General features: G+C 58.1%; 13 protein-coding genes and 1 pseudogene. 7 read left to right on the top strand and 7 right to left on the bottom strand.

Annotated features, from left to right (window positions below):
- The 5 genes from hisC to mtnA form a co-directional block, all read right to left on the bottom strand.
- Nucleotides 1–1,113: a histidinol-phosphate transaminase gene (hisC, locus tag AB4O41_RS24990; RefSeq protein WP_063341135.1), complete on the bottom strand. Its 1,113-nt coding sequence runs from the start codon at nucleotides 1,111–1,113 to the stop codon at nucleotides 1–3.
- A gap of 12 nt (nucleotides 1,114–1,125) precedes the next feature.
- The gene (gene pheA, locus AB4O41_RS24985; protein ID WP_030128742.1) at nucleotides 1,126–2,220 is read right to left on the bottom strand and encodes a prephenate dehydratase; all 1,095 of its coding nucleotides are present in this window, start codon (nucleotides 2,218–2,220) and stop codon (nucleotides 1,126–1,128) included.
- Nucleotides 2,220–3,305, bottom strand: a complete 1,086-nt coding sequence (serC, locus tag AB4O41_RS24980) for a 3-phosphoserine/phosphohydroxythreonine transaminase (RefSeq protein ID WP_460145076.1) — start codon at nucleotides 3,303–3,305, stop codon at nucleotides 2,220–2,222. Before serC ends, pheA begins: the two co-directional genes overlap by 1 nt.
- Before the next feature lie 228 nt (nucleotides 3,306–3,533).
- The gene (gyrA, locus tag AB4O41_RS24975; RefSeq protein ID WP_123723139.1) at nucleotides 3,534–6,203 is read right to left on the bottom strand and encodes a DNA gyrase subunit A; all 2,670 of its coding nucleotides are present in this window, start codon (nucleotides 6,201–6,203) and stop codon (nucleotides 3,534–3,536) included.
- A 446-nt stretch (nucleotides 6,204–6,649) separates the two neighbouring features.
- Nucleotides 6,650–7,726 (bottom strand): S-methyl-5-thioribose-1-phosphate isomerase, encoded by a 1,077-nt coding sequence (mtnA, locus tag AB4O41_RS24970; RefSeq protein ID WP_460145074.1) that lies wholly within the window; start codon nucleotides 7,724–7,726, stop codon nucleotides 6,650–6,652.
- A 109-nt stretch (nucleotides 7,727–7,835) separates the two neighbouring features.
- On the opposite strand from mtnA, the gene AB4O41_RS24965 reads away from it, so the two are divergent.
- From AB4O41_RS24965 to AB4O41_RS24945, 5 genes are all read left to right on the top strand, one after another.
- Nucleotides 7,836–9,170 (top strand): TRZ/ATZ family hydrolase, encoded by a 1,335-nt coding sequence (locus AB4O41_RS24965; protein ID WP_460145073.1) that lies wholly within the window; start codon nucleotides 7,836–7,838, stop codon nucleotides 9,168–9,170.
- Between the two features lie 71 nt (nucleotides 9,171–9,241).
- Entirely contained in the window at nucleotides 9,242–9,940 is a 699-nt protein-coding gene (gene ubiG, locus AB4O41_RS24960; protein ID WP_046042598.1) for a bifunctional 2-polyprenyl-6-hydroxyphenol methylase/3-demethylubiquinol 3-O-methyltransferase UbiG, read from the top strand.
- A gap of 4 nt (nucleotides 9,941–9,944) precedes the next feature.
- Nucleotides 9,945–10,616, top strand: a complete 672-nt coding sequence (gene mupP, locus AB4O41_RS24955; RefSeq protein WP_460145072.1) for an N-acetylmuramic acid 6-phosphate phosphatase MupP — start codon at nucleotides 9,945–9,947, stop codon at nucleotides 10,614–10,616.
- A 117-nt stretch (nucleotides 10,617–10,733) separates the two neighbouring features.
- Nucleotides 10,734–11,474 carry a YciK family oxidoreductase gene (locus AB4O41_RS24950; RefSeq protein WP_007899713.1) on the top strand — a complete coding sequence of 247 codons (741 nt, stop codon included), beginning with the start codon at nucleotides 10,734–10,736 and terminating at the stop codon, nucleotides 11,472–11,474.
- A gap of 374 nt (nucleotides 11,475–11,848) precedes the next feature.
- Nucleotides 11,849–12,775: a GGDEF domain-containing protein gene (locus AB4O41_RS24945; RefSeq protein WP_460145071.1), complete on the top strand. Its 927-nt coding sequence runs from the start codon at nucleotides 11,849–11,851 to the stop codon at nucleotides 12,773–12,775.
- 139 nt (nucleotides 12,776–12,914) lie between these two features.
- Here the strand turns inward: AB4O41_RS24945 and AB4O41_RS24940 are convergent.
- Both AB4O41_RS24940 and AB4O41_RS24935 read right to left on the bottom strand, forming a co-directional pair.
- Nucleotides 12,915–13,675: pseudogene (locus AB4O41_RS24940) on the bottom strand (TenA family transcriptional regulator).
- Nucleotides 13,676–13,751: 76 nt separating this feature from the next.
- Complete coding sequence (locus AB4O41_RS24935) at nucleotides 13,752–16,211, bottom strand: EAL domain-containing protein (RefSeq protein ID WP_460145070.1); 2,460 nt, start codon at nucleotides 16,209–16,211, stop codon at nucleotides 13,752–13,754.
- A gap of 216 nt (nucleotides 16,212–16,427) precedes the next feature.
- Between AB4O41_RS24935 and AB4O41_RS24930 the strand changes: the two genes are divergently transcribed.
- Nucleotides 16,428–19,526: a hypothetical protein gene (locus AB4O41_RS24930; protein WP_460145069.1), complete on the top strand. Its 3,099-nt coding sequence runs from the start codon at nucleotides 16,428–16,430 to the stop codon at nucleotides 19,524–19,526.
- Nucleotides 19,523–20,605 (top strand): deaminase domain-containing protein, encoded by a 1,083-nt coding sequence (locus tag AB4O41_RS24925; RefSeq protein WP_460145068.1) that lies wholly within the window; start codon nucleotides 19,523–19,525, stop codon nucleotides 20,603–20,605. Before AB4O41_RS24930 ends, AB4O41_RS24925 begins: the two co-directional genes overlap by 4 nt.
- Nucleotide 20,606 lies beyond the last annotated feature (1 nt).

Below are 20,606 nucleotides of genomic sequence, written 5' to 3'. Positions count from 1 at the left end.
TCAACCACGAGCCATAACCTTGGTCAGCGCCTCGAGGAAGCGGCTGTTTTCAGCCGGCAAACCGATGGTGATACGCAGGTGGTTCGGCATGCCATAGTTGGCCACCGGACGCACAATCACGCCTTCGCGCAGCAACCCCTCAAACACTGGCGCCGCAACGCGACCCAGATCGACACAGATGAAGTTGCCCTTGGATGGAATCCAGCTCAGCCCCAGCTCACGGAAACCCGCTTGCAACTGCTGCATGCCGGATTCGTTCAGGCGACGGCTTTCGGCCAGGTACTCGACGTCTTGCAACGCGGCACACGCGGCGGCCAGTGCGAGGCTGTTGACGTTGAATGGCTGACGCACGCGATTCAGCACATCGGCGACGATGGCCGAGGACAAGCCGTAACCGACCCGCAGCGACGCCAGGCCATAGGCCTTGGAGAAAGTGCGCGAGACCAGCAGGTTCGGATAAGCGGCCAGATAATCCAGGCCATCCGGCAAGTCGCTGCCTTCGGCGTATTCGATGTAGGCCTCGTCCAGCACCACCAGCACATGGGCCGGTACGTCCTGCAGGAAATCATCCAGCGCCTGGGCGTCGAACCAGGTCCCGGTCGGGTTGTTCGGATTGGCGATGAACACCACGCGAGTATCGGCATCGATCGCGGCCAGCATGGCCGACAGATCATGACCCCAGTCTTTGGCCGGGATCACTTTTGCCTGGGCACCGACGGCTTGGGTGACGATCGGATAGACCGCAAACGCATGAGCGCTGAACACCGCGTTCAGGCCTGGCGCCAGATAAGCACGCGCCACCAGCTCCAGAATGTCGTTGGAGCCGTTGCCCAACGTTACCTGGTTCAGCTCGACGCGGCACTGATCGGCCAGCAGGGTCTTGAGCGCAAAACCGTTGCCGTCCGGATAGCGGGTCAGCTCGGTCAGCGCTTCGCGAATCGCTGCCAGCGCCTTGGGACTGGCGCCCAACGGGTTTTCGTTGCTCGCCAGTTTGACGATATTGGCCGGATCGAGGTTCAGCTCACGGGCCAGTTCGTCCACGGGTTTGCCCGGAACGTAAGGCGAAAGTTGTTGCACGCCCGGCTGTGCCAGAGCGAGGAAGTTGCCACTCATTTGCTACCGCCCTTAGAGAACTGCTTTCGGGTAGGAACCCAGCACTTTGAGTGCCACTGCTTCCTGACTGATCTTTTCCAGCACACCTTTGATCAGCGGATCGCGATGGTGGCCGACGAAGTCGATGAAGAACACGTAGGTCCATTTACCGCTGCGCGACGGACGGGTCTCGATGCGCGTCAGGTCGATGCCGTTGTCATGGAACGGCACCAGCAGCTCGTGGAGCGCGCCGGGTTTGTTGCTCATGGAAACAATGATCGAGGTCTTGTCGTCGCCGGTCGGCGGCACTTCCTGGCTGCCGATCATCAGGAATCGCGTGGAGTTGTCCGGACGATCCTCGATTTTTTCGGCCAGACGAGTCAACCCGTACAGACCGGCGGCCATGTCGCCGGCGATCGCCGCCGAGTTCCACTCACCCTTGACCCGTTTGGCCGCTTCGGCGTTGCTCGAAACCGCCACGCGCTCGACATTCGGGTAATGGGCGTCCAGCCACTTGCGGCACTGGGCCAGGGACTGGGCGTGGGAATAGATGCGGCTGATGCTGTCGGTCTTGGTGTTTTCACCCACCAACAGGTGATGGTGGATGCGCAGCTCGACTTCGCCACAGATCACCATGTCGTGTTCGAGGAAGCTGTCGAGGGTGTGGTTGACCGCGCCCTCGGTGGAGTTTTCCACCGGGACCACGCCAAAGTTCACCGCACCGGCCGCGACTTCACGGAACACTTCATCGATCGCAGCCATCGGCTTGCTGATCACTGCATGGCCGAAATGCTTCATGGCTGCAGCCTGAGTGAAGGTCCCTTCAGGGCCGAGGTAAGCCACTTTCAGCGGCTGCTCGAGGGCCAGGCACGAGGACATGATTTCGCGGAACAGCCGCGCCATCTCTTCGTTGCCCAGCGGCCCCTGGTTACGCTCCATCACGCGCTTGAGCACCTGAGCTTCACGCTCAGGACGATAGAACACCGGCACTTCGCCTTCGGCCAGCGAGGCCATCTTTACTCGCGCAACTTCCTGGGCGCAGCGTGCGCGCTCACTGATCAGCTCCAGGACTTTTTCGTCCAGAGCGTCAATGCGCAGGCGCAGTGCCTTGAGTTCTTGCTCAGACATTAACCGTGTTCCTTCTCGAACTCTGCCATGTACGAAACCAGTGCGTTGACCGCAACGATATCGACGGCGTTATAGATGGAGGCACGCATGCCACCCACGGAACGGTGGCCCTTGAGGTTCAGCAGGCCACGTTCGTCGGCACCCGCCAGGAACGGCTTGTCGAGACGATCGTCGGCCAGACGAAACGGTACGTTCATCCACGAGCGGTCCGATTTGTTGATCGGGTTGCTGTACAAGCCGCTGGCATCGATGAAGTCATACAGCGTGCGCTGCTTCACTTCATTGAGCTTGCCGATGGCTTCGATACCACCCTGCTCTTTCAGCCACTCGAACACCAGACCGGACAGGTACCAGGCCAGGGTTGGCGGGGTGTTGTACATCGAGCCGTTATCGGCCGCGACCTTGTAGTTGAGCATGGTCGGGCAAATGGAGCGGGCGTGACCCAGCAGGTCTTCGCGAACGATGTTGACAACGAGGCCACTCGGGCCGATGTTTTTCTGGGCCCCGGCGTAGATCATGCCGAAGCGCGAAACATCCACCGGACGCGAGAGAATGTCCGAGGACATGTCGGCAACCAGCGGCACATCACCGGTTTCCGGAATCCATTGGAATTCCAGGCCGCCAATGGTTTCGTTCGGTGCGTAGTGAACGTAGGCCGCGTCTTTGGACAGGCTCCACTCGTTTTGACCGGGGATTGCGAAATAGTCGTAAGGCTTGGCGGTGGCGGCAACATTGACGTGGCCGTAGCGCGAGGCTTCTTCGATAGCTTTCTGCGACCAGATACCGGTGTCGATATAGTCGGCGGTGCCGCTTTCCGGCAACAGGTTCAGAGGGATCTGAGCAAATTGCTGACTCGCGCCACCTTGCAGAAACAGCACTTTATAGTTCGAGGGGATATTCAGCAGATCACGCAGATCCTGCTCGGCCTTGGTGGCAATGGACACGAACTCATCGCTGCGATGGCTCATTTCCATGACCGACAGGCCCTTGCCGTGCCAATCAAGGAGTTCACCCTGGGCGCGCTTCAGGACAGCTTCGGGAAGCGCCGCAGGACCGGCACAGAAGTTATAGGCTCTCTTGCTCACATCCAATCTCGCTCTGATTTGGTGGTCACTTAAATCTTTCGGTCTGCGGATGATCGTTCCCACGCTCTGCGTGGGAATGCATCCAATGACGCTCTGCGTCATGGGACGCGGAGCGTCCCGAGCGGCATTCCCACGCAGAGCGTGGGAACGATCCTGTGCAGTGTCGCAAATTTTCAAAAGGGACAAACAACAAGGGGGCGAATTTTCATCCGCCCCCTGCTTGCCCGCTTACTCTTGTGGCTCTTCGTCAGCGGCGGCGTCGAGTTGCTGGTCTTCGGCAACGTCGTCGATCACGACCTCACCGTCGAACACTGCACCCTCTTCACCTTCGAGCCCTTCGCCTTCCAGCTCTTCGCCTTCGACTTCCGATGGCTCTTGAACCCGCTCCAGGCCTACCAGCGTTTCATCGCTGGCCAGCTTGATCAGGGTCACGCCCTGGGTGTTACGACCCAGGCTGGAGACTTCGTCGACACGGGTACGAACCAAAGTACCCTGGTCGGAAATCAGCATGATTTCTTCGCCGTCGAGCACCTGAACCGCGCCGACCAGACGGCCGTTACGCTCGTTGCTGACCATGGCGATAACGCCCTGACCGCCACGCTTGTACTCAGGGAACTCGGTGATCGCGGTGCGCTTGCCGAAACCACGCGCCGAAGCGGTGAGGATCTGGCTGCCTTCTTCCGGGATCAGCATGGAAATCAGCTTCTGGCCTTCCGGCAGACGCATACCGCGGACACCCCGAGCGGTACGGCCCATGGCGCGAACGTCGGTTTCCTTGAAGCGAGTGACCTTGCCACCGTCGGAGAACAGCATGACTTCACGTTCGCCATCAGTAATGGCGGCAGAGATCAGTACGTCACCTTCGTCCAGCTCCAGCGCGATCAGACCGACGCTGCGCTGGCGGCTGAAGGATTCCAGCGGGGTCTTCTTCACGGTGCCTTTAGCAGTGGCCATGAAGATGAAGTGACCTTCGGTGTATTCCTCGACCGGCAGCATGGTGGTGATGTATTCATCACTGTCCAGCGGCAGCAGGTTGACCAGCGGACGACCACGGGCAGCGCGGGATGCTTCCGGAATTTCGTAGGTCTTCAGCCAGTACACTTTGCCTTTGCTGGAGAACAGCAACAGCGTGGTGTGGCTGTTGGCAACCAGCAGGTGAGCAATGTAGTCCTCATCCTTGACGCCGGTGGCCGACTTGCCTTTACCACCACGACGCTGAGCCTGGTACGCAGCCAATGGCTGGGTCTTGGCGTAGCCACCGTGGGAAATGGTCACGACGCGCTCTTCTTCCGGGATCATGTCGCCCAGGGTCAGGTCGAGACGGGCATCGAGAATCTCGGTGCGACGCACATCGCCGTATTCGGCGCGGATCACTTCCAGCTCTTCGCGGATCACTTCCATCAGGCGCGTGGCGCTGCTGAGGATGCGGATCAGCTCGCCGATCTGGTTGAGGATCTCTTGATACTCGGCCAGCAGCTTTTCGTGTTCCAGACCGGTCAGACGGTGCAGACGCAGTTCCAGAATGGCTTGCGCCTGCTCTGGCGACAGGAAGTACTTGCCCTCGCGCAGACCGTATTGCGGGTCCAGAGTCTCTGGACGGCACGAATCGGCACCGGCACGCTCAACCATCGCAACTACAGCGGAAGATTCCCACGCAGTCTTGATCAGCGCTTCCTTGGCTTCCGACGGCGTTGGCGAGGCCTTGATCAGGGCGATGACCGGGTCGATGTTCGACAGGGCAACCGCTTGACCTTCCAGAATGTGGCCACGTTCGCGCGCTTTACGCAGCTCGAACACGGTACGGCGGGTAACCACTTCGCGACGGTGACGAACGAAGGCTTCCAGCAGGTCCTTGAGGTTCAGGATCCGCGGACGGCCGTCGATCAGCGCGACGATGTTGATACCGAACACTGCTTGCAGCTGGGTCTGGGCGTAGAGGTTGTTGAGGATCACCTCAGGCACTTCACCGCGACGCAATTCGATCACGACGCGCATACCGTCCTTGTCGGACTCGTCGCGCAGCTCGGTGATGCCTTCGAGCTTCTTCTCTTTTACCAGCTCGGCGATCTTCTCGATCAGACGCGCCTTGTTCAGCTGGTAAGGGAGTTCGGTGATGACGATCTGCTGGCGACCACCGACCTTGTCGATGTCTTCGATCATCGAGCGGGCACGCATGTAAATGCGCCCGCGACCGGTGCGGTAGGCTTCGATGATGCCGGCGCGACCGTTGATGATCGCAGCGGTCGGGAAGTCTGGACCGGGGATGTATTGCATCAGCTCATCGACGGTCAGTTCCGGATTGTCGATGAGTGCCAGGCAACCGTCGATGACTTCACCGAGGTTGTGCGGCGGAATGTTGGTCGCCATGCCCACGGCGATACCGCTGGAGCCGTTGACCAGCAGGTTGGGAATACGGGTCGGCATGACCGCCGGGATCATTTCGGTGCCGTCGTAGTTCGGCACCCAGTCCACGGTTTCTTTGTGCAGGTCAGCCAGCAGCTCGTGTGCCAGCTTGGTCATGCGCACTTCGGTGTATCGCATGGCCGCGGCGTTGTCGCCGTCCACCGAACCGAAGTTGCCCTGACCGTCTACCAGCAGGTAACGCAGCGAGAATGGCTGCGCCATCCGAACGATGGTGTCGTACACCGCGGTATCACCGTGAGGGTGATACTTACCGATCACGTCACCGACAACACGGGCAGATTTCTTGTACGGCTTGTTGAAGTCGTTGCCCAGCTCGCTCATCGCGAACAGCACACGCCGGTGCACGGGCTTCAAGCCATCGCGCGCATCCGGCAGTGCCCGCCCGACAATTACGCTCATCGCGTAGTCGAGGTAGGACTGCTTCAGCTCGTCTTCGATATTGACCGGGAGGATTTCTTTGGCCAGTTCGCCCATGAGAAGCCTGATTCCTTTTTCTGGTGAAACTTCGTCACATCCATATGGGACGAACGAAGCTCGCCGATGCAGACTGAGTGCCATGCACCGACTTACGACAAATCAACGAGTTATGCCATGGATCTGCGCAGTAAAGGCAGCCACATCAGGCTACCCTGGAAACCGCCGGATGTTATCACAAGAGCCGCCACGCACCTATCCCCCAGATGCGCATGGAGCATAGTAAGTTGACCGGTGACAGGCTTGAAAGAGACGAGAGGGGCTTAGAGCCGTGTTGAATGGAGAATTCAGGGCAGATTCGGCTTGCTTCATTGACATTCAGGGCCTAATCGCGGGCAAGCCCGCTCCCACAGGGATCGCTGCACGCCCCGAGATTTTCGGTTCGACACAGATTCCTGTGGGAGCGGGCTTGCCCGCGAAGGCAATTTATCAGGCGCCAGATATCTTTAATGCAGACGCTTACGGCACATCAACTGCGCCATTTTCGCGGTATCCGGCCGTTCGACGATGCCTTTTTCGGTAACGATCGCGTCGATCAAATCCGCAGGCGTCACGTCGAACACCGGGTTGAACGCATCGACATCCGCCCCCACCCGCTTGCCGCCGACTTCCAGCAACTCGCGGCCATCGCGCTCTTCGATGGGGATTTCGTCGCCGCTGGCGAGGTTCATGTCGATGGTCGAACTCGGCGCAACCACCATGAAGCGCACGCCGTGATGCATGGCGTTGACCGCCAGTTGGTAGGTGCCGATCTTGTTCGCCACGTCGCCATTGGCGGTGATGCGGTCGGCGCCAACGATCACCCAGGTCACGCCTTTGGTTTTCATGATGTGCGCGGCGGCGGAATCGGCATTGAGGGTCACAGGAATGCCTTCATTGGCCAATTCCCATGCGGTCAATCGCGAACCTTGTAGCCACGGCCGGGTTTCGTCGGCATAGACGCGTTCGACCATGCCCTCGATGAAAGCCCCGCGAATCACCCCCAGCGCTGTGCCGAAGCCGCCGGTGGCCAGTGCGCCGGTGTTGCAGTGCGTGAGGATTGCCTGGGCGTTGCCCTGATGCTTGCGGATCAGGTCGACACCCAGTTGGGCCATGGTCAGGTTGGCTTCGCGATCACTTTCATGGATCGCGATGGCTTCGGCCTCCAGCGCTGCCAGAGGGTCCGCGTCTCCCTTGAGGCGGTCCAGGCGGTCACGCATGCGACTCAAGGCCCAGAACAGATTAACCGCTGTTGGACGGGAATCGGCCAGTAACGCGTAATCCTCTTCCCACGCCACCTGCCAGTCACCGCCCTCGGCAATTCGGGCGCGGGCTGACAGCACCATGGCATACGCCGCACTGATGCCAATGGCCGGCGCGCCACGCACCACCATCGAGCGAATGGCTTCGGCCACACCCGCAGCGCTGGTGTAGGCGATCCAGGTTTCCTCGAACGGCAAAATACGCTGATCCAGCAGATACAGGGCGCCATCACGCCAATCGATGGCCTTCACCTTCTCCGCAGCCAACAGTCGATCGCGCATCCACTTACCCCGCACTCATGAACAAAAGCCGCCGATTATAGCGATCCCCCCGCGAAGACGCTCGGGTATACTTCGCCATCCTTTACAAAAGCACTGGAACCGACTTTCGATGCCGACCCCCACCGCTGCGCTCGACCTATTATTGCTGCCGACCTGGCTGGTACCCGTCGAACCGGCTGGCGTGGTCCTTAAAGAGCATGCCCTGGGCATCCGCGACGGTCGTATCGTATTCATCGGCCCGCGCGCGGCAGGCTTGAAGCTTAATGCAACCGAAATCCGCGAATTGCCGGACATGTTGCTCGCCCCCGGCCTGATCAACGCCCACGGGCATGCGGCAATGACGCTGTTCCGCGGGTTGGCCGATGATCTGCCGCTGATGACCTGGCTGGAAAAGCACATCTGGCCGGCCGAAGCTAAATGGGTAGACGAAGCGTTTGTACGCGACGGCACTGACCTGGCCATTGCCGAGCAGATCAAAGGCGGCATCACCTGTTTCTCCGACATGTATTTCTTCCCGAAGGTCGCCAGCGAACGCGTCCATAACAGCGGCATTCGCGCCCAGATCGCCATTCCCATCCTCGATTTCCCGATTCCAGGCGCCGCCACGGCGGATGAAGCCATTCGTCAGGGCGTCGAATTATTTGGCGATCTCAAGCATCACGAGCGGATCAAAATTACCTTTGGGCCTCATGCACCCTACACCGTGGGCGACGAAACCCTGGAAAAAATCCGGGTGATCGCCGAAGAGCTTGACGCCTCGATTCATATGCACGTCCACGAAACCGCTTTTGAAGTAGCGCAGTCGGTCGAGCAGTGCGGCGAACGCCCGCTGGCCCGCCTCGGCCGCCTGGGCCTGCTCGGGCCGCGCCTCCAGGCCGTTCACATGACCCAGATCAGCGATGAAGACCTGGTGCTGCTGGTAGAAAGTAACACCAACGTGATTCATTGCCCGGAGTCGAACCTGAAGCTGGCCAGCGGTTTCTGCCCGGTCGAGCGCTTGTGGCAGGCCGGGGTCAATGTGGCCGTCGGCACCGATGGCGCGGCCAGCAATAATGACCTCGATCTGCTCGGCGAAACCCGCACCGCTGCGTTGCTGGCCAAAGCAGTCGCCGGCTCGGCCACCGCGCTGGACGCCCATCGCGCCCTGCGCATGGCCACGCTCAACGGCGCCCGTGCGCTGGGGATCGAAGCTGAAACGGGTTCGCTGGAAGTCGGCAAAGCGGCGGACATCGTTGCGTTCGACCTGTCGGGCCTGGCACAGCAACCGGTCTACGACCCGGTTTCGCAACTGATCTATGCCACTGGCCGCGACTGCGTGAAACACCTTTGGGTCGCCGGCAAGCAACTGCTCGACGACCGCCGCCTGACCCGCCTGGATGAAGCGCAACTGTGCGCCACCGCCAAGGCCTGGGGCCAGCGCATCAGCGGCCATACCGAATCGTAAGCACCGAATTGTAAGCACCCTGGACCGAAACCGGGGCAACAGGATTTTTCAAGTTTTAGAGGACTGACACCATGAGCAACGTCGACTACGCCGAAATCGCCAAATTCGAAGCCCTGGCCCATCGCTGGTGGGACCGCGAAAGCGAGTTCAAACCGCTGCACGACATCAACCCGCTGCGGGTCAACTGGATCGACGAGCGTGTCAATCTTGCCGGCAAGAAAGTTCTCGACGTCGGTTGCGGCGGCGGCATCCTCAGCGAAGCCATGGCCCAGCGCGGCGCGACCGTGATGGGTATCGACATGGGTGAAGCGCCGCTGGCTGTCGCTCAACTGCATCAGCTGGAATCGGGCGTGAGCGTCGAATACCGGCAGATCACCGCCGAAGCCCTGGCCGAAGAAATGCCCGAGCAGTTCGACGTGGTGACCTGCCTGGAGATGCTTGAACACGTGCCGGATCCATCGTCGGTCATCCGCGCCTGCTTCCGCATGGTCAAACCGGGCGGCCAGGTGTTCTTCTCCACCATCAACCGCAACCCGAAGGCCTATCTGTTCGCCATCGTCGGTGCCGAATACATCATGAAGCTGCTGCCGCGCGGCACCCACGACTTCAAGAAATTCATCCGCCCTTCGGAGCTTGGTGCCTGGAGCCGCATGGCCGGCCTGACCGTCAAGGACATCATCGGCCTGACCTACAATCCGCTGACCAAGCACTACAAACTGGCGGCCGATGTCGACGTCAACTACATGATCCAGACCCTGCGCGAGGAGTAAGCCGATGCGTATCAGAGCAGTCCTTTTCGACATGGATGGCACCCTGCTCGACACCGCGCCGGATTTCATCGCCATCTGCCAGGCGATGCGCGCTGACCGTGGTTTGCCGCCAATCAACACTCAACACATTCGCGATGAAATTTCCGGCGGCGCCAAAGCGATGGTCGCCGCGAACTTTTCCATGGACCCGGAATCGCCAGGGTTCGAGGAACTGCGTCAGGAATTCCTCGACCGCTACCTCAAGGGTTGCGCGGTCCACAGCCATCTGTTCGACGGCATGGCCGAGGTGCTGGAAAAAATCGAAAAGGCCAACCTGATCTGGGGCGTGGTCACCAACAAACCGGTACGTTTCGCCGAGCCGATCATGCAGCAACTGGGCCTGGCCGAACGCTCGAAAGTGCTGATTTGCCCCGATCATGTGAAGAACAGTAAACCGGACCCGGAGCCGTTGATCCTGGCGTGCAAGATGCTCGACCTGGACCCGGCCAGCGTGCTGTTTGTGGGCGATGACCTGCGAGACATCGAGTCCGGCCGCGATGCCGGCACCAGAACCTGCGCGGTGACCTACGGTTATATTCATCCGGACGATAACCCGAAGCATTGGGGCGCAGACGTGGTGATCGATCATCCGCTGGCGCTGATCGAGGTGTTGGATAACGCTTTGTGCAGTTGCTGATTCAAATCAAAAGATCGCAGCCTGCGGCAGCTCCTACAGGAGACCGCGATCGGCGTAGGAGCTGCCGAAGGCTGCGATCTTTTTCGGCCCTGTTAACGGATTATGTTGAGGTTTTTTATGTTTGATTATTCCGCCCGCCCTGAATTGCTCAAGGACCGGGTCATCCTGGTCACCGGCGCTGGCCGTGGTATCGGCGCTGCGGCTGCAAAAACCTACGCCGCCCATGGCGCCACCGTGTTGTTGCTGGGCAAGACCGAAGCCAATCTGACTCAGGTCTACGACGAGATCGAAGCGGCCGGGCACCCACAACCGGCCGTGATTCCGTTCAATCTGGAAACCGCACTGCCTCATCAATACGATGAGCTGGCAGCCATGATCGAGACCGAGTTCGGCCACCTCGACGGCTTGTTGCACAACGCCTCGATCATCGGGCCGCGCACACCGATCGAGCAGTTGTCTGGCGAGAACTTCATGCGCGTCATGCACGTGAACGTCAACGCCATGTTCATGCTCACCAGCACCCTGCTGCCACTGCTCAAGCTGTCTCAGGACGCCTCGGTGGTGTTCACCTCCAGCAGCGTCGGTCGCAAAGGTCGTGCGTACTGGGGCGCATACGGCGTTTCCAAGTTTGCTACCGAAGGCTTGATGCAAACCCTGGCCGACGAAGTGGATACGGTCGCACCGGTGCGTTCCAACAGCATCAACCCCGGCGCTACCCGTACCAGCATGCGCGCTCAGGCCTACCCCGGTGAAAACCCGCTGAACAACCCGACACCCGAGGAGATCATGCCGGTCTACCTTTACCTCATGGGACCGGACAGTACCGGCATCAATGGCCAAGCGTTCAACGCTCAGTAACGCCGTGCGTCGCTTTTCTGCCGCGACGGCTTCCCGCCGCGGCACTCAAACCCGGTGGCAACTGCCCCCTCCTCAAGTCAAATAAATGTCATCGTCCTTCGCAACTTCGCTTGCATGACCTTTCAGTATTTTGATTTTTAAAGCTTTTTTCTTCGACTGAACCGAATGGCACGACTTTCGCTCTAAGCTTGTTCAGACACGCCGTGTGAAAGCAGACGGGGCGGAGCTTGAGCCGAGAGGTTACTAATCTTCGGCAAAGCGGACTAAACTCGTGCCAAATGTCCTACGGGACTGATGGACCAGTATGACGCGCAGCCCAAAGCCGCTCTCACCCAGCCTGTAAGACAGCCTTACTGCTTAGGGGCTCACGCCATATGAAATCACCTTCCCAGACCAACGCAATTGACTTCGACAGTGCCAAATTGCAACGCCTGGGCTTTGGTCAGCAGCCTCCCCTTCTGGAGCGGCCCGTCAGTCTTGCGCAGTTGCGCCAGGAGCTGGGCCTGCAACTGCAAACCAGTCTTGAGCCGCAACGCATTCTCGGACTCTTCTTCCGTGAAATTCAGCGCCTTGTGCCGCTGGATGCCTTGAGTTATGAACATCAGCCCAGCGACTTGCGCCTGCAATTCGGCTCGCGGGGTCATCATTCAATCAGCTACAGCCTCAGTCATGAAGGCGAGCAACTGGGTGAGCTAGTGTTCCGCCGCAATCAGCGTTTCAGCGAACAGGAGCAGGGTAGCCTGGAGTCACTGTTGTCGGCCCTGCTCTTCCCCATGCGAAACGCCCTGCTCTACCGAGCGGCGACCCAAAGTGCATTGCGTGATCCGCTGACTGATACCGGCAACCGCATCGCTATGGATCAGACGCTGCAACGGGAAATCGAGATGTCGCGGCGACACTCCCAACCTCTGTCGCTGCTGATGCTGGACATCGATCACTTCAAACACATCAACGACACCTACGGGCACAGTGCCGGCGATGAAGTGCTGAAGGCCGTCGCAGCTTCGATCAAAAACCAGCTACGCAACGTCGACATGGTATTCCGGTTTGGTGGCGAAGAATTCATGATCCTGCTGTCCAATACCAGTCGGGAAGCTGCAGCCATGGTCGGTGAAAGACTGAGGTTTGCAGTGCAGGCTCAAGACTATGTGGCCGAGGGCAAGATGATCGAGCTGACGGTCAGCATCGGTTGCTCGACGCTGCTACCCGGCGAGTCTGCCGAGAGTTTGCTGCGACGGGCCGACAGTGCGCTGTATGTGGCCAAGCGTGAGGGGCGTAACCGCCTTGCGATGGCGGGCTGATATTTCAGCAACGCTGCATAACCAATGTGGGAGCGGGCTTGCTCGCGAAAGCGGTCTACATTCAGCATCTCTGTTGAATGTTAAGCCGTCTTCGCGAGCAAGCCCGCTCCCACATTTGGTTTGTGTTGCTTTCAGAGGATCAGCTTTCGGCCAACTCCATCCGCTCACGGACTACCGGGGTTTTCACTGCCAATTCCAACTGCATGCATCGTTCCAGGAACAGATACATGTAGTCGTAACTTTGCAGACAGCCTGGCGCAATTCCACTTGCAGCGCCTTGCTCGGGTTCATCCCCGCCAGGGTGCAGATGATTTCCAGCGCTTCCCATGGATGGGCATCGTCATACTGGGCGTGCATCTTCAACCACTTCATGGCCCGCTTGCGATCTTCCTCGGGGAACGCCGCCGCGTAGACGCCAGTGGAACAGACCAGTGCCGACCACTCCCCCGTCGCCCCTTCGATGGCGTAGTTGGTGGCGGCGATGGCCACGATCAGCGAATCCGACGAACTGGTGTGCCAGCACCAATGGCTCAAGGCGTGAAGCTCAGGGGCCACCTGTTGGGCTTGCAGATCTTCCAGGCTGACACCGTGAGCACGGCTCCAGTGCAGCCAGTAATCGGCATGGTTCAATTCGACGCGAATATTGCGCATCAGCCAGCGACGCGCCATGTCTTCGCCAGGGTGGCGCGCAAAACGGGTCTTTGTCAGGTTCTGAGCCATGTATAAAGCGAACTGTTCGACCACCGGCCAGCCACCAATAAGGTACTGACGCATGGTTTTTGCACTGAGTTTGTTATCTCGCATGCGTTGATACAGTTCGTGTCCGACAACCCGGCGCTTGCTCTCGCTGCAATCCTGGATCAGTTGCTGAGCCCAGGCGGGATAACTTGCAGCTTCCATGAGAGGTCCGGTTCTGTTGAATGTGTCGATCACTGTCGCGCTCCTTTTGATTGTGATTTTTAGATCAGCAAGAGTTTCAACGGAATGTGCCGGGCGCCTTGAACAACAAAGGTCGGGGCCGGGCAGGACGACTTTGCAAACTATCCCAGGTAAACAGATGCGGGCGTTCAATCACATACCCTTGAGCGTAATCCACCCCGATCTCCAGCAATGCCTGCTCGATCTGAGGTGTTTCAACGAACTCGGCAATCGTGCGCTTACCCATGACATGACCGATGTGATTGATCACTTCGACCATGGCGCGGTTAATCGGGTCGTCCAGCATATCCTTTACGAAACTCCCGTCGATCTTCAGGAAGTCTACAGGTAAATGTTTCAAATACGCGAATGAGGACATACCGGCGCAAAAGTCATCTAGCGAAAAATGACAACCTAAGCCTTTGAGTTCATTGATAAATCTAATTGCACTACGCAGATTTGCAATCGCGCTGGTTTCTGTAATTTCAAAACAAATCATTTCAGGTGGAACTGAATATGCAACAAACTGTTCACGAAGGAAGTCCAGAAACGCCTCATCTCCGATAGTGATACCTGACAGATTTATCGCACACATGGCCAACGGCCCTTCGCGCTCTTGGGCGATGCACTGGGCAATGACTTTGAAAACGTTCTCCACCACCCAACGATCAATCGACGTCATCAAACCGTAACGCTCGGCGGCCGGAATGAAACTGTCCGGCAGAATCATGCGCCCCGCCTCGTCATGCAGGCGCAGCAGGATTTCGATATGCCCGCGGCCCTGCTCGTCAGCACCAAGGGGCGCGATTTCCTGGGCGTACAGGCAGAAGCGGTCTTCTTCCAACGCCACATGCAGGCGCTGCACCCAGGCCATCTCGCCAAAGCGCAGGGACAGCTCCGAGTCGTCGGCATGATAGACCTGAACCCGGTTGCGGCCCTTTTCCTTGGCCATATAACAGGCCATGTCAGCAGCACGCAGCGAAGCTTCGAGGGTGACCGGACTCTGGGCCACATGCACCAGACCGATGCTCACGGTGGTCACGAATGGCCGGCCTTTCCAGACAAAGTGCAGGTTCTGTACGGTCTGGCGCAGGCCTTCGGCGATTTTCTCGGCCGCTTCCGGTGCGCAGTTTTCCAACAGAATGCCGAACTCATCGCCACCCAATCGGGCCAGGGTGTCGCCTTCGCGCAAGCCTGATTGCAACAACGCACAGATATGCCGCAACAGCTCGTCGCCCGCTGCATGACCGCTGGTGTCGTTGACCAGTTTGAATTGATCCAGATCGAGAAACATCAAGGCATGACGCCCCACCTGGCGCGTCAGGTTATGCAGGGCCTGTTCGAGGCGATATTCGAATTCGCGGCGGTTGGCCAGCCCGGTCAGGGCGTCATGGGTCGCCTGCCAGGACAGATTGGCGATGTATTGCCGCTCCTGAGTCATGTCGTGCAGCACCAACACGGTGCCACTGACCTTGCCCATATTGCGGATCGGCGCGCCGACCAGCGTGACCGAAACCGTGCTGCCGTCCAGACGCTGGATCAGTTTGGAATGCTCGCTGCCACCGCTGAGCTGACCGCTCAAAATGTGCTCGATCAAGGTAAAACCATCAGCCTGAGCGTTCTCGTCCAGCAGATTGAACAACGCAGCCAATGGCAACCCCGCCGCCTGTTCGGCCTTCCAGTGAGTCAAGGCCTCGGCGGCCGGATTCATATAGGCAATCGCGCCCTCGACGTTCGTGGTGATCACCCCGTCGCCAATCGATTGCAGAGTGACCTGCGCCCGGTCTTTCTCCAGCTGCAACGCATCGGCGAAGGCATGGCGCTGCTTGAGCAGTTTATGAGTACGCAGCAGCGCCAACACAATCAAACCCAGCGCGGTGGCGAGGTTCGTCACCAACAGCAGTCGAAGAATCATCCGCGAGCCTTCGCCCAAGGCATCGCTGAACGCTTTGGCAGCAGGCGTCACGCCATCGTTGATGGCAAAAATCTGGTCCTTCCAGCGTTTGACGTCGGCATCGGTGGCCTGGCTATCGGCAATGCGCTGGTGCATCTCGCGCGCGACGTCATCGAGTCGCACAAGGTATGCGTCACCGACCGTCCAGAGGTCGATGGCTTTTTCAAGGTAGCTGAAGTGCCGGAAATTGAGGTACAGCCAAATCACGCTGGCGACGTCGTCCGGGTGATTGCCGCCCTTGAGGATCGCAATGCGCGCCGCCTCGATATTCGGTGGCTGATGATCCAGCGCCAGACGCAATTCATGGCCACCCTGAGGTACCGCAATCGCGTTCTGGTATTTGAGAAAAATCGTTTCGTCGCGACTGTCGGCGTAGAGATTGAGGTAATAGATGGCGTCTTTCTGGCCCTTGGACCACAGGCTTTCACCACCGACGTAGCTACGAACCGCCGAAAGAACGTAAAGGCTGACGCCCCCCAACAATGCCTGAAATAACACGACAGCGATAAATGGCCAGACGATACCCAACAACCGAGGCGTTCCGAGAGTCCGTTTCTGCTTCATGAGGTCCCTTGCATGATCACTGCCTGATCTTCCATCTCTATCAGACCATCCCCTCAAGACTAGGAGGCGTTCCCGGTTCCGGCAAGCGGCGGATCGGCCTCTTTGGAGTACAAGCGCAAGCCATACATAGATACCGCCATAACCGGTTTCGAGACCGCTTTACTGAGCCCTCCGGCTCCCCGATCCATTTCGGGAACCCTTTCAAAGGAATGAGACATGACAACAACATCCTTACCTGCACCCAACCAGCTGGCCTTGACAACGGTCGCCGAAGATTTTCGCGCCCTACAGGTGCTCGGACTCGATGATGGCCCGGACGTCGAAGACCTCAACCCGCCCCCCACGGCCCAGGATCGAAGGCTGTTTAAGGTTTTGCAGCACACAACCCCCGCCCTCGTGCAAAACATGACCGTCGGCACCTTCAAGGCAAAACGCATCAATGTTCAAATCATCGACGCCGTCGCGGGCTTTCTGACAGGCAAGTCCTCGTTGATCGGTCATCTTGGCGCCGATGTATTTGCTTCTGCGTCCGCAGATCAACTGCGTGCAACGCCCAGCGTGTTCCTCCAGCGGATGCTGAGTTCGGTCGAAGCACAGTATCTGGCTGACCGACTGCTCAAGACGCTCAAGTGGTACGGCGCACACCCCGGCGAACAGACTCCGGCGTCGGTACGTCATCAACTGGTTTGCAAAGCCATATGCCTTTACTTGCACAGCCCGTCGGCCGACGAACCGCAAGAGCTCGCCGGATTCCGCTGGCAAGACCCGGTTCATTGGGGCAAAAGCTACCAGACCCTGCGCAGCGATTTTGAACAGCACTTGCTGCGCACAAAACGGGTTGCCAACGCCAAAGAGGCAATCTTGCTGGCGCGCGTGTTCGAGACTCGACTCTCAAAGGACTTCGCCGTTCGCGATATCCCGCCCGACCTTCCTTACAAAAGCTCAGTGGTGTGGGTGAACTTCATGCACGGTGTGTTATTGGCAGACGAGCTCGGCCTGAACCGATCGCAACCGTTGTCCTTTCAACAATTCGTCGACCTGCCTCTTAACCGGAGCATCAGCGCATCGCCCGATCAACTTGAAACGATTGCACGGCTGAGGTTGATTCCGGCACTGGAATGGGCGGTCTGCAACGGTATCGTTCAAGCGCAAACGGCATCCGACTATGCCGAGGAAGATATACAGCAGGCGCTGACGGCTCTGCAGGATCATATTGAGAGCCTGAGCAACGCCGTGACGGCACTGGATCTGCCGCCCCCTGAAAGACTGAAGATGGCTAAACGGGCGAAAGATGAGCTGTTCGGCGGTAATTCGTTCGAATCGGACGGACGCAGGTTGTTGCTTGATGTGCCATCGGCCTACACAGGGGCCAAAAGCACACCCTTGATAAAACGGCCAGGATTTACGCTTCTTGATCTCTACGCCGACGGCAGACTCGATAGTGGACAAAAATGGTTTGTCACTCAGTCCGATGGCAAGACGCCAACCAGTCACTGGATCAGGATCGACGACAAACGAACCATCCATTCAGAGCGCGAGGATCATTACGGAAATTATCGACAGGTGCATTACGCGGGCAAAACATTGCCCGATGTCAGCACGCAATTTGAAACTGACTTCAAGAACTATCTCTTAACAATCAGGCCGGCCTATCAGACCCTGATCGCCAGTCTGCTGGCCTCACTGCCGTTGGCTGACCGCCAGGCACTGGAATGGGGCAACGTGCGTTTGCTCAGCCTGCGCCAGGAAACAAAGGACATAATAAAAGAACACGAAACCGCAGCGCTGCTCATGCCCCTGCGGGCAAGAAAAGGGTTCGTTTTACAGGTAGCCCATGACCAAAAAATCACTTTTTATGAACTGATTCCATGTGCCGGCGTCATTCGTTGCCGAACCGACCTGACGTCCTTGATGGTGGGTGGCCAAGACGCGACTGCGGAATTCGAGGGTTGGTTCTTCGGAGAAAAATTCGACGTCGAGGTACTCCGCAACCATTCGCTACCCTTCGACTGGTCAGCCCACACGAACGGCACAAATCCGGTAAACAGTGTGCGCTGTCAGGCGATCCTTGACGTGGTGGGTATCGCACTCGCCGCTGTCACGCCGGGCGCAGTTTCTCTCCATTCAGGGGTTCCAGCATTAGCGTCCGCGCGACAGACCGCACTGGCTCGCTACATTGCAACGAATTTTCTGTTCGTTGATGAACAGCAGCTGTATAGCCAGGCCCGCGGCACGACAGTATTCGACACCATAAGGGCCGATCAGAAAACAACGCTGGATACCCTCAAAGGTTTTGTACCTTTCTGGGGCAGCCTTGACGATCTGTTGTCAGGGAACACCGACCGCATGTTCCTGGGCCTGCTGGGTCTCATGGCTGACCTGGCTTCCTTTGTCGTTCCTGTCGGGAAATTCATGTCCGGTTCGGTGCGTTTGATCAGGCTCGCAACCCCAGCCTCACGCCTGACTGTCAAAGCCAGCCTGCCTGCGTTTGCAACGTTGACCCGCAAACTCCTGACAACTTCACTGAAAAACCTGAATCCGCTGGATGGTGTTCCGACATTGCTGAGAATACTTGGAAGTGGTGCCTGGAAGGGCTTGTACATAGCAAGCCTAACGGGTTATCGCAGCATCAAAAGATTGAGCGGGCACGCCGACAGCTACCGACTGATCCACAATTTGCCTCAGACAACCGATCCGGGGCGTTGGAAACCACTAACAAACAGCGATCGACTGGCAACGGTCAACGGTGTCGATGACGTATTTGTGCGCAATACCAGTCCGTCGGATCCGACCCGATTCCATCCCGTCGACCCGGTGACGTCCTTGCCCTTTGGCCCTCGCCTGCGCAACCACCCCGACAACTTCGTGCAGGGCCGGTCAACCTTCAACACCCTGCCCTCTACCGAATCCCATGTGCTGGCAGAACTTCCGGAACATGCCCACGTCCGTGAAATACTTGAAGTCGATGGCCGAACCACGCTATTGGTTGATGACACCCCCTATCGGCTGGAGGGCAATCAACTGCGCCGCGCCGACTTGATTGATGATCAGGCGATGTTCAGATCCTTGCCTTGCCGGGTACCACGTAGCCCGGGTGCCGATGTATGCACGACCAAATTCGTTACCCGTAATCCGGCACCGACACCGGCGATCGGCAGTTTCGACGAAAACAAAGGCTGGGCGCCGTGGTTCGGAGACAGTATCTATACGCCGGCCACTGCGGATCGGGCGATGCTGCTTAAAACCCTGAAGAAAAAAAGCCGGCTCTCGGCTACGGTAGAGTTCCAAAAGGGATTTATGGGCGGATCAAGGTGAGTATTCCCTACCGGAACCAGAACCAATTCGATACCTTTCAGGCCGGTGCCACCATCATCCCGGCGATAGACGACTCGAAGCGCTATGTGTTCACACAGCTGGATGCTGGAGCTTTTTACGTCGCCGAACTGGCACAAGGTCAGAGCATAAGAGACACACTGAATTTCAAGAAAGCTTCCACATTGCCGGAAGATCTCAAGGCAGAATTGCTGACTGTCTACACCGGATCGTTGAATGCCAACAATGTGGCAAGGATTCACGGTACGGAAGCGGTGGACCGTGCATTGAAAACAATGGACGAAATTGCCATTCCGATTGGCGGCCACGTGAACCCGCCCAATACACTCAAGCTGCTCAAGGTCGATACCCGTCCAGGCGAAGCAGTGCTGTTCGATCACTCTACCCGAATGATTGTCACCCAGCTGCCGAAAGGTGCGACAAGCTGGTCGCGCAGCAAGGTTGCACCAGAAGCCTTCCGTCAAAGAACAGGGGAAATTTTCGATACATTGTTCCTTGAGCCGAGCATCGTACTGAACAATGCCGACAGCGCATTGAGGATCGACAGCACGATGAAAAAGCTTCACAACCTTATTCCTCGTCACCAGCGCCCGTTCAACGCTAGAAATATCGCCTACGCCGAAGTAGTCACCGCCACCGGGAAGCGGGAGGTTTATGTAAGTGCTTCGGGAGCGCAGGGGGCAACTGGGCATCTGCCTTTATTCAAAAATAACTTCGGTGCAGATAAGGTCGAGGTAGGCCAGACGACCTACTTCAATGTTGATTTGAACGAAGATTTTCCCAAGACATCACTCCTTGTGTCTGATGAAGGCAAATTAGTCGCTGTGCCGGTGACAATAAAGGATATTGAAAGCTATAGCCCGACACTGACTCGCAAGCCCACGTCACTGGACAGCGAAAGCAAGTTAATCAGCGTGATTCGCGACAAATACTCCGATCCCGGATCGATCGAGTCGATTAACGTCGCCACTACCATGCCGCCCTGCGAGTCCTGTTCGGTTGTTCTCAAGGAATTCGGTTTCGACGGCGGTGTCGATGCGATGAACGTCCTATGGCACTGAT

Source organism: Pseudomonas sp. S2_A02 (assembly GCF_054668495.1).
The sequence above is the reverse complement of the archived record's forward strand: the minus strand, read 5'-3'. Positions and strand labels throughout refer to the sequence as shown.

Excerpts from the sequence above, each read along its gene's own strand:
- AB4O41_RS24945 (WP_460145071.1), top strand. The coding sequence starts at position 11,849 with ATGAAATCACCTTCCCAGACCAACGCAATTGACTTCGACAGTGCCAAA.
- AB4O41_RS24935 (WP_460145070.1), bottom strand. The coding sequence starts at position 16,211 with ATGAAGCAGAAACGGACTCTCGGAACGCCTCGGTTGTTGGGTATCGTC.
- gyrA (WP_123723139.1), bottom strand. The coding sequence starts at position 6,203 with ATGGGCGAACTGGCCAAAGAAATCCTCCCGGTCAATATCGAAGACGAG.
- AB4O41_RS24950 (WP_007899713.1), top strand. The coding sequence starts at position 10,734 with ATGTTTGATTATTCCGCCCGCCCTGAATTGCTCAAGGACCGGGTCATC.
- hisC (WP_063341135.1), bottom strand. The coding sequence starts at position 1,113 with ATGAGTGGCAACTTCCTCGCTCTGGCACAGCCGGGCGTGCAACAACTT.
- mtnA (WP_460145074.1), bottom strand. The coding sequence starts at position 7,726 with ATGCGCGATCGACTGTTGGCTGCGGAGAAGGTGAAGGCCATCGATTGG.
- AB4O41_RS24930 (WP_460145069.1), top strand. The coding sequence starts at position 16,428 with ATGACAACAACATCCTTACCTGCACCCAACCAGCTGGCCTTGACAACG.
- mupP (WP_460145072.1), top strand. The coding sequence starts at position 9,945 with ATGCGTATCAGAGCAGTCCTTTTCGACATGGATGGCACCCTGCTCGAC.
- pheA (WP_030128742.1), bottom strand. The coding sequence starts at position 2,220 with ATGTCTGAGCAAGAACTCAAGGCACTGCGCCTGCGCATTGACGCTCTG.
- AB4O41_RS24965 (WP_460145073.1), top strand. The coding sequence starts at position 7,836 with ATGCCGACCCCCACCGCTGCGCTCGACCTATTATTGCTGCCGACCTGG.
- ubiG (WP_046042598.1), top strand. The coding sequence starts at position 9,242 with ATGAGCAACGTCGACTACGCCGAAATCGCCAAATTCGAAGCCCTGGCC.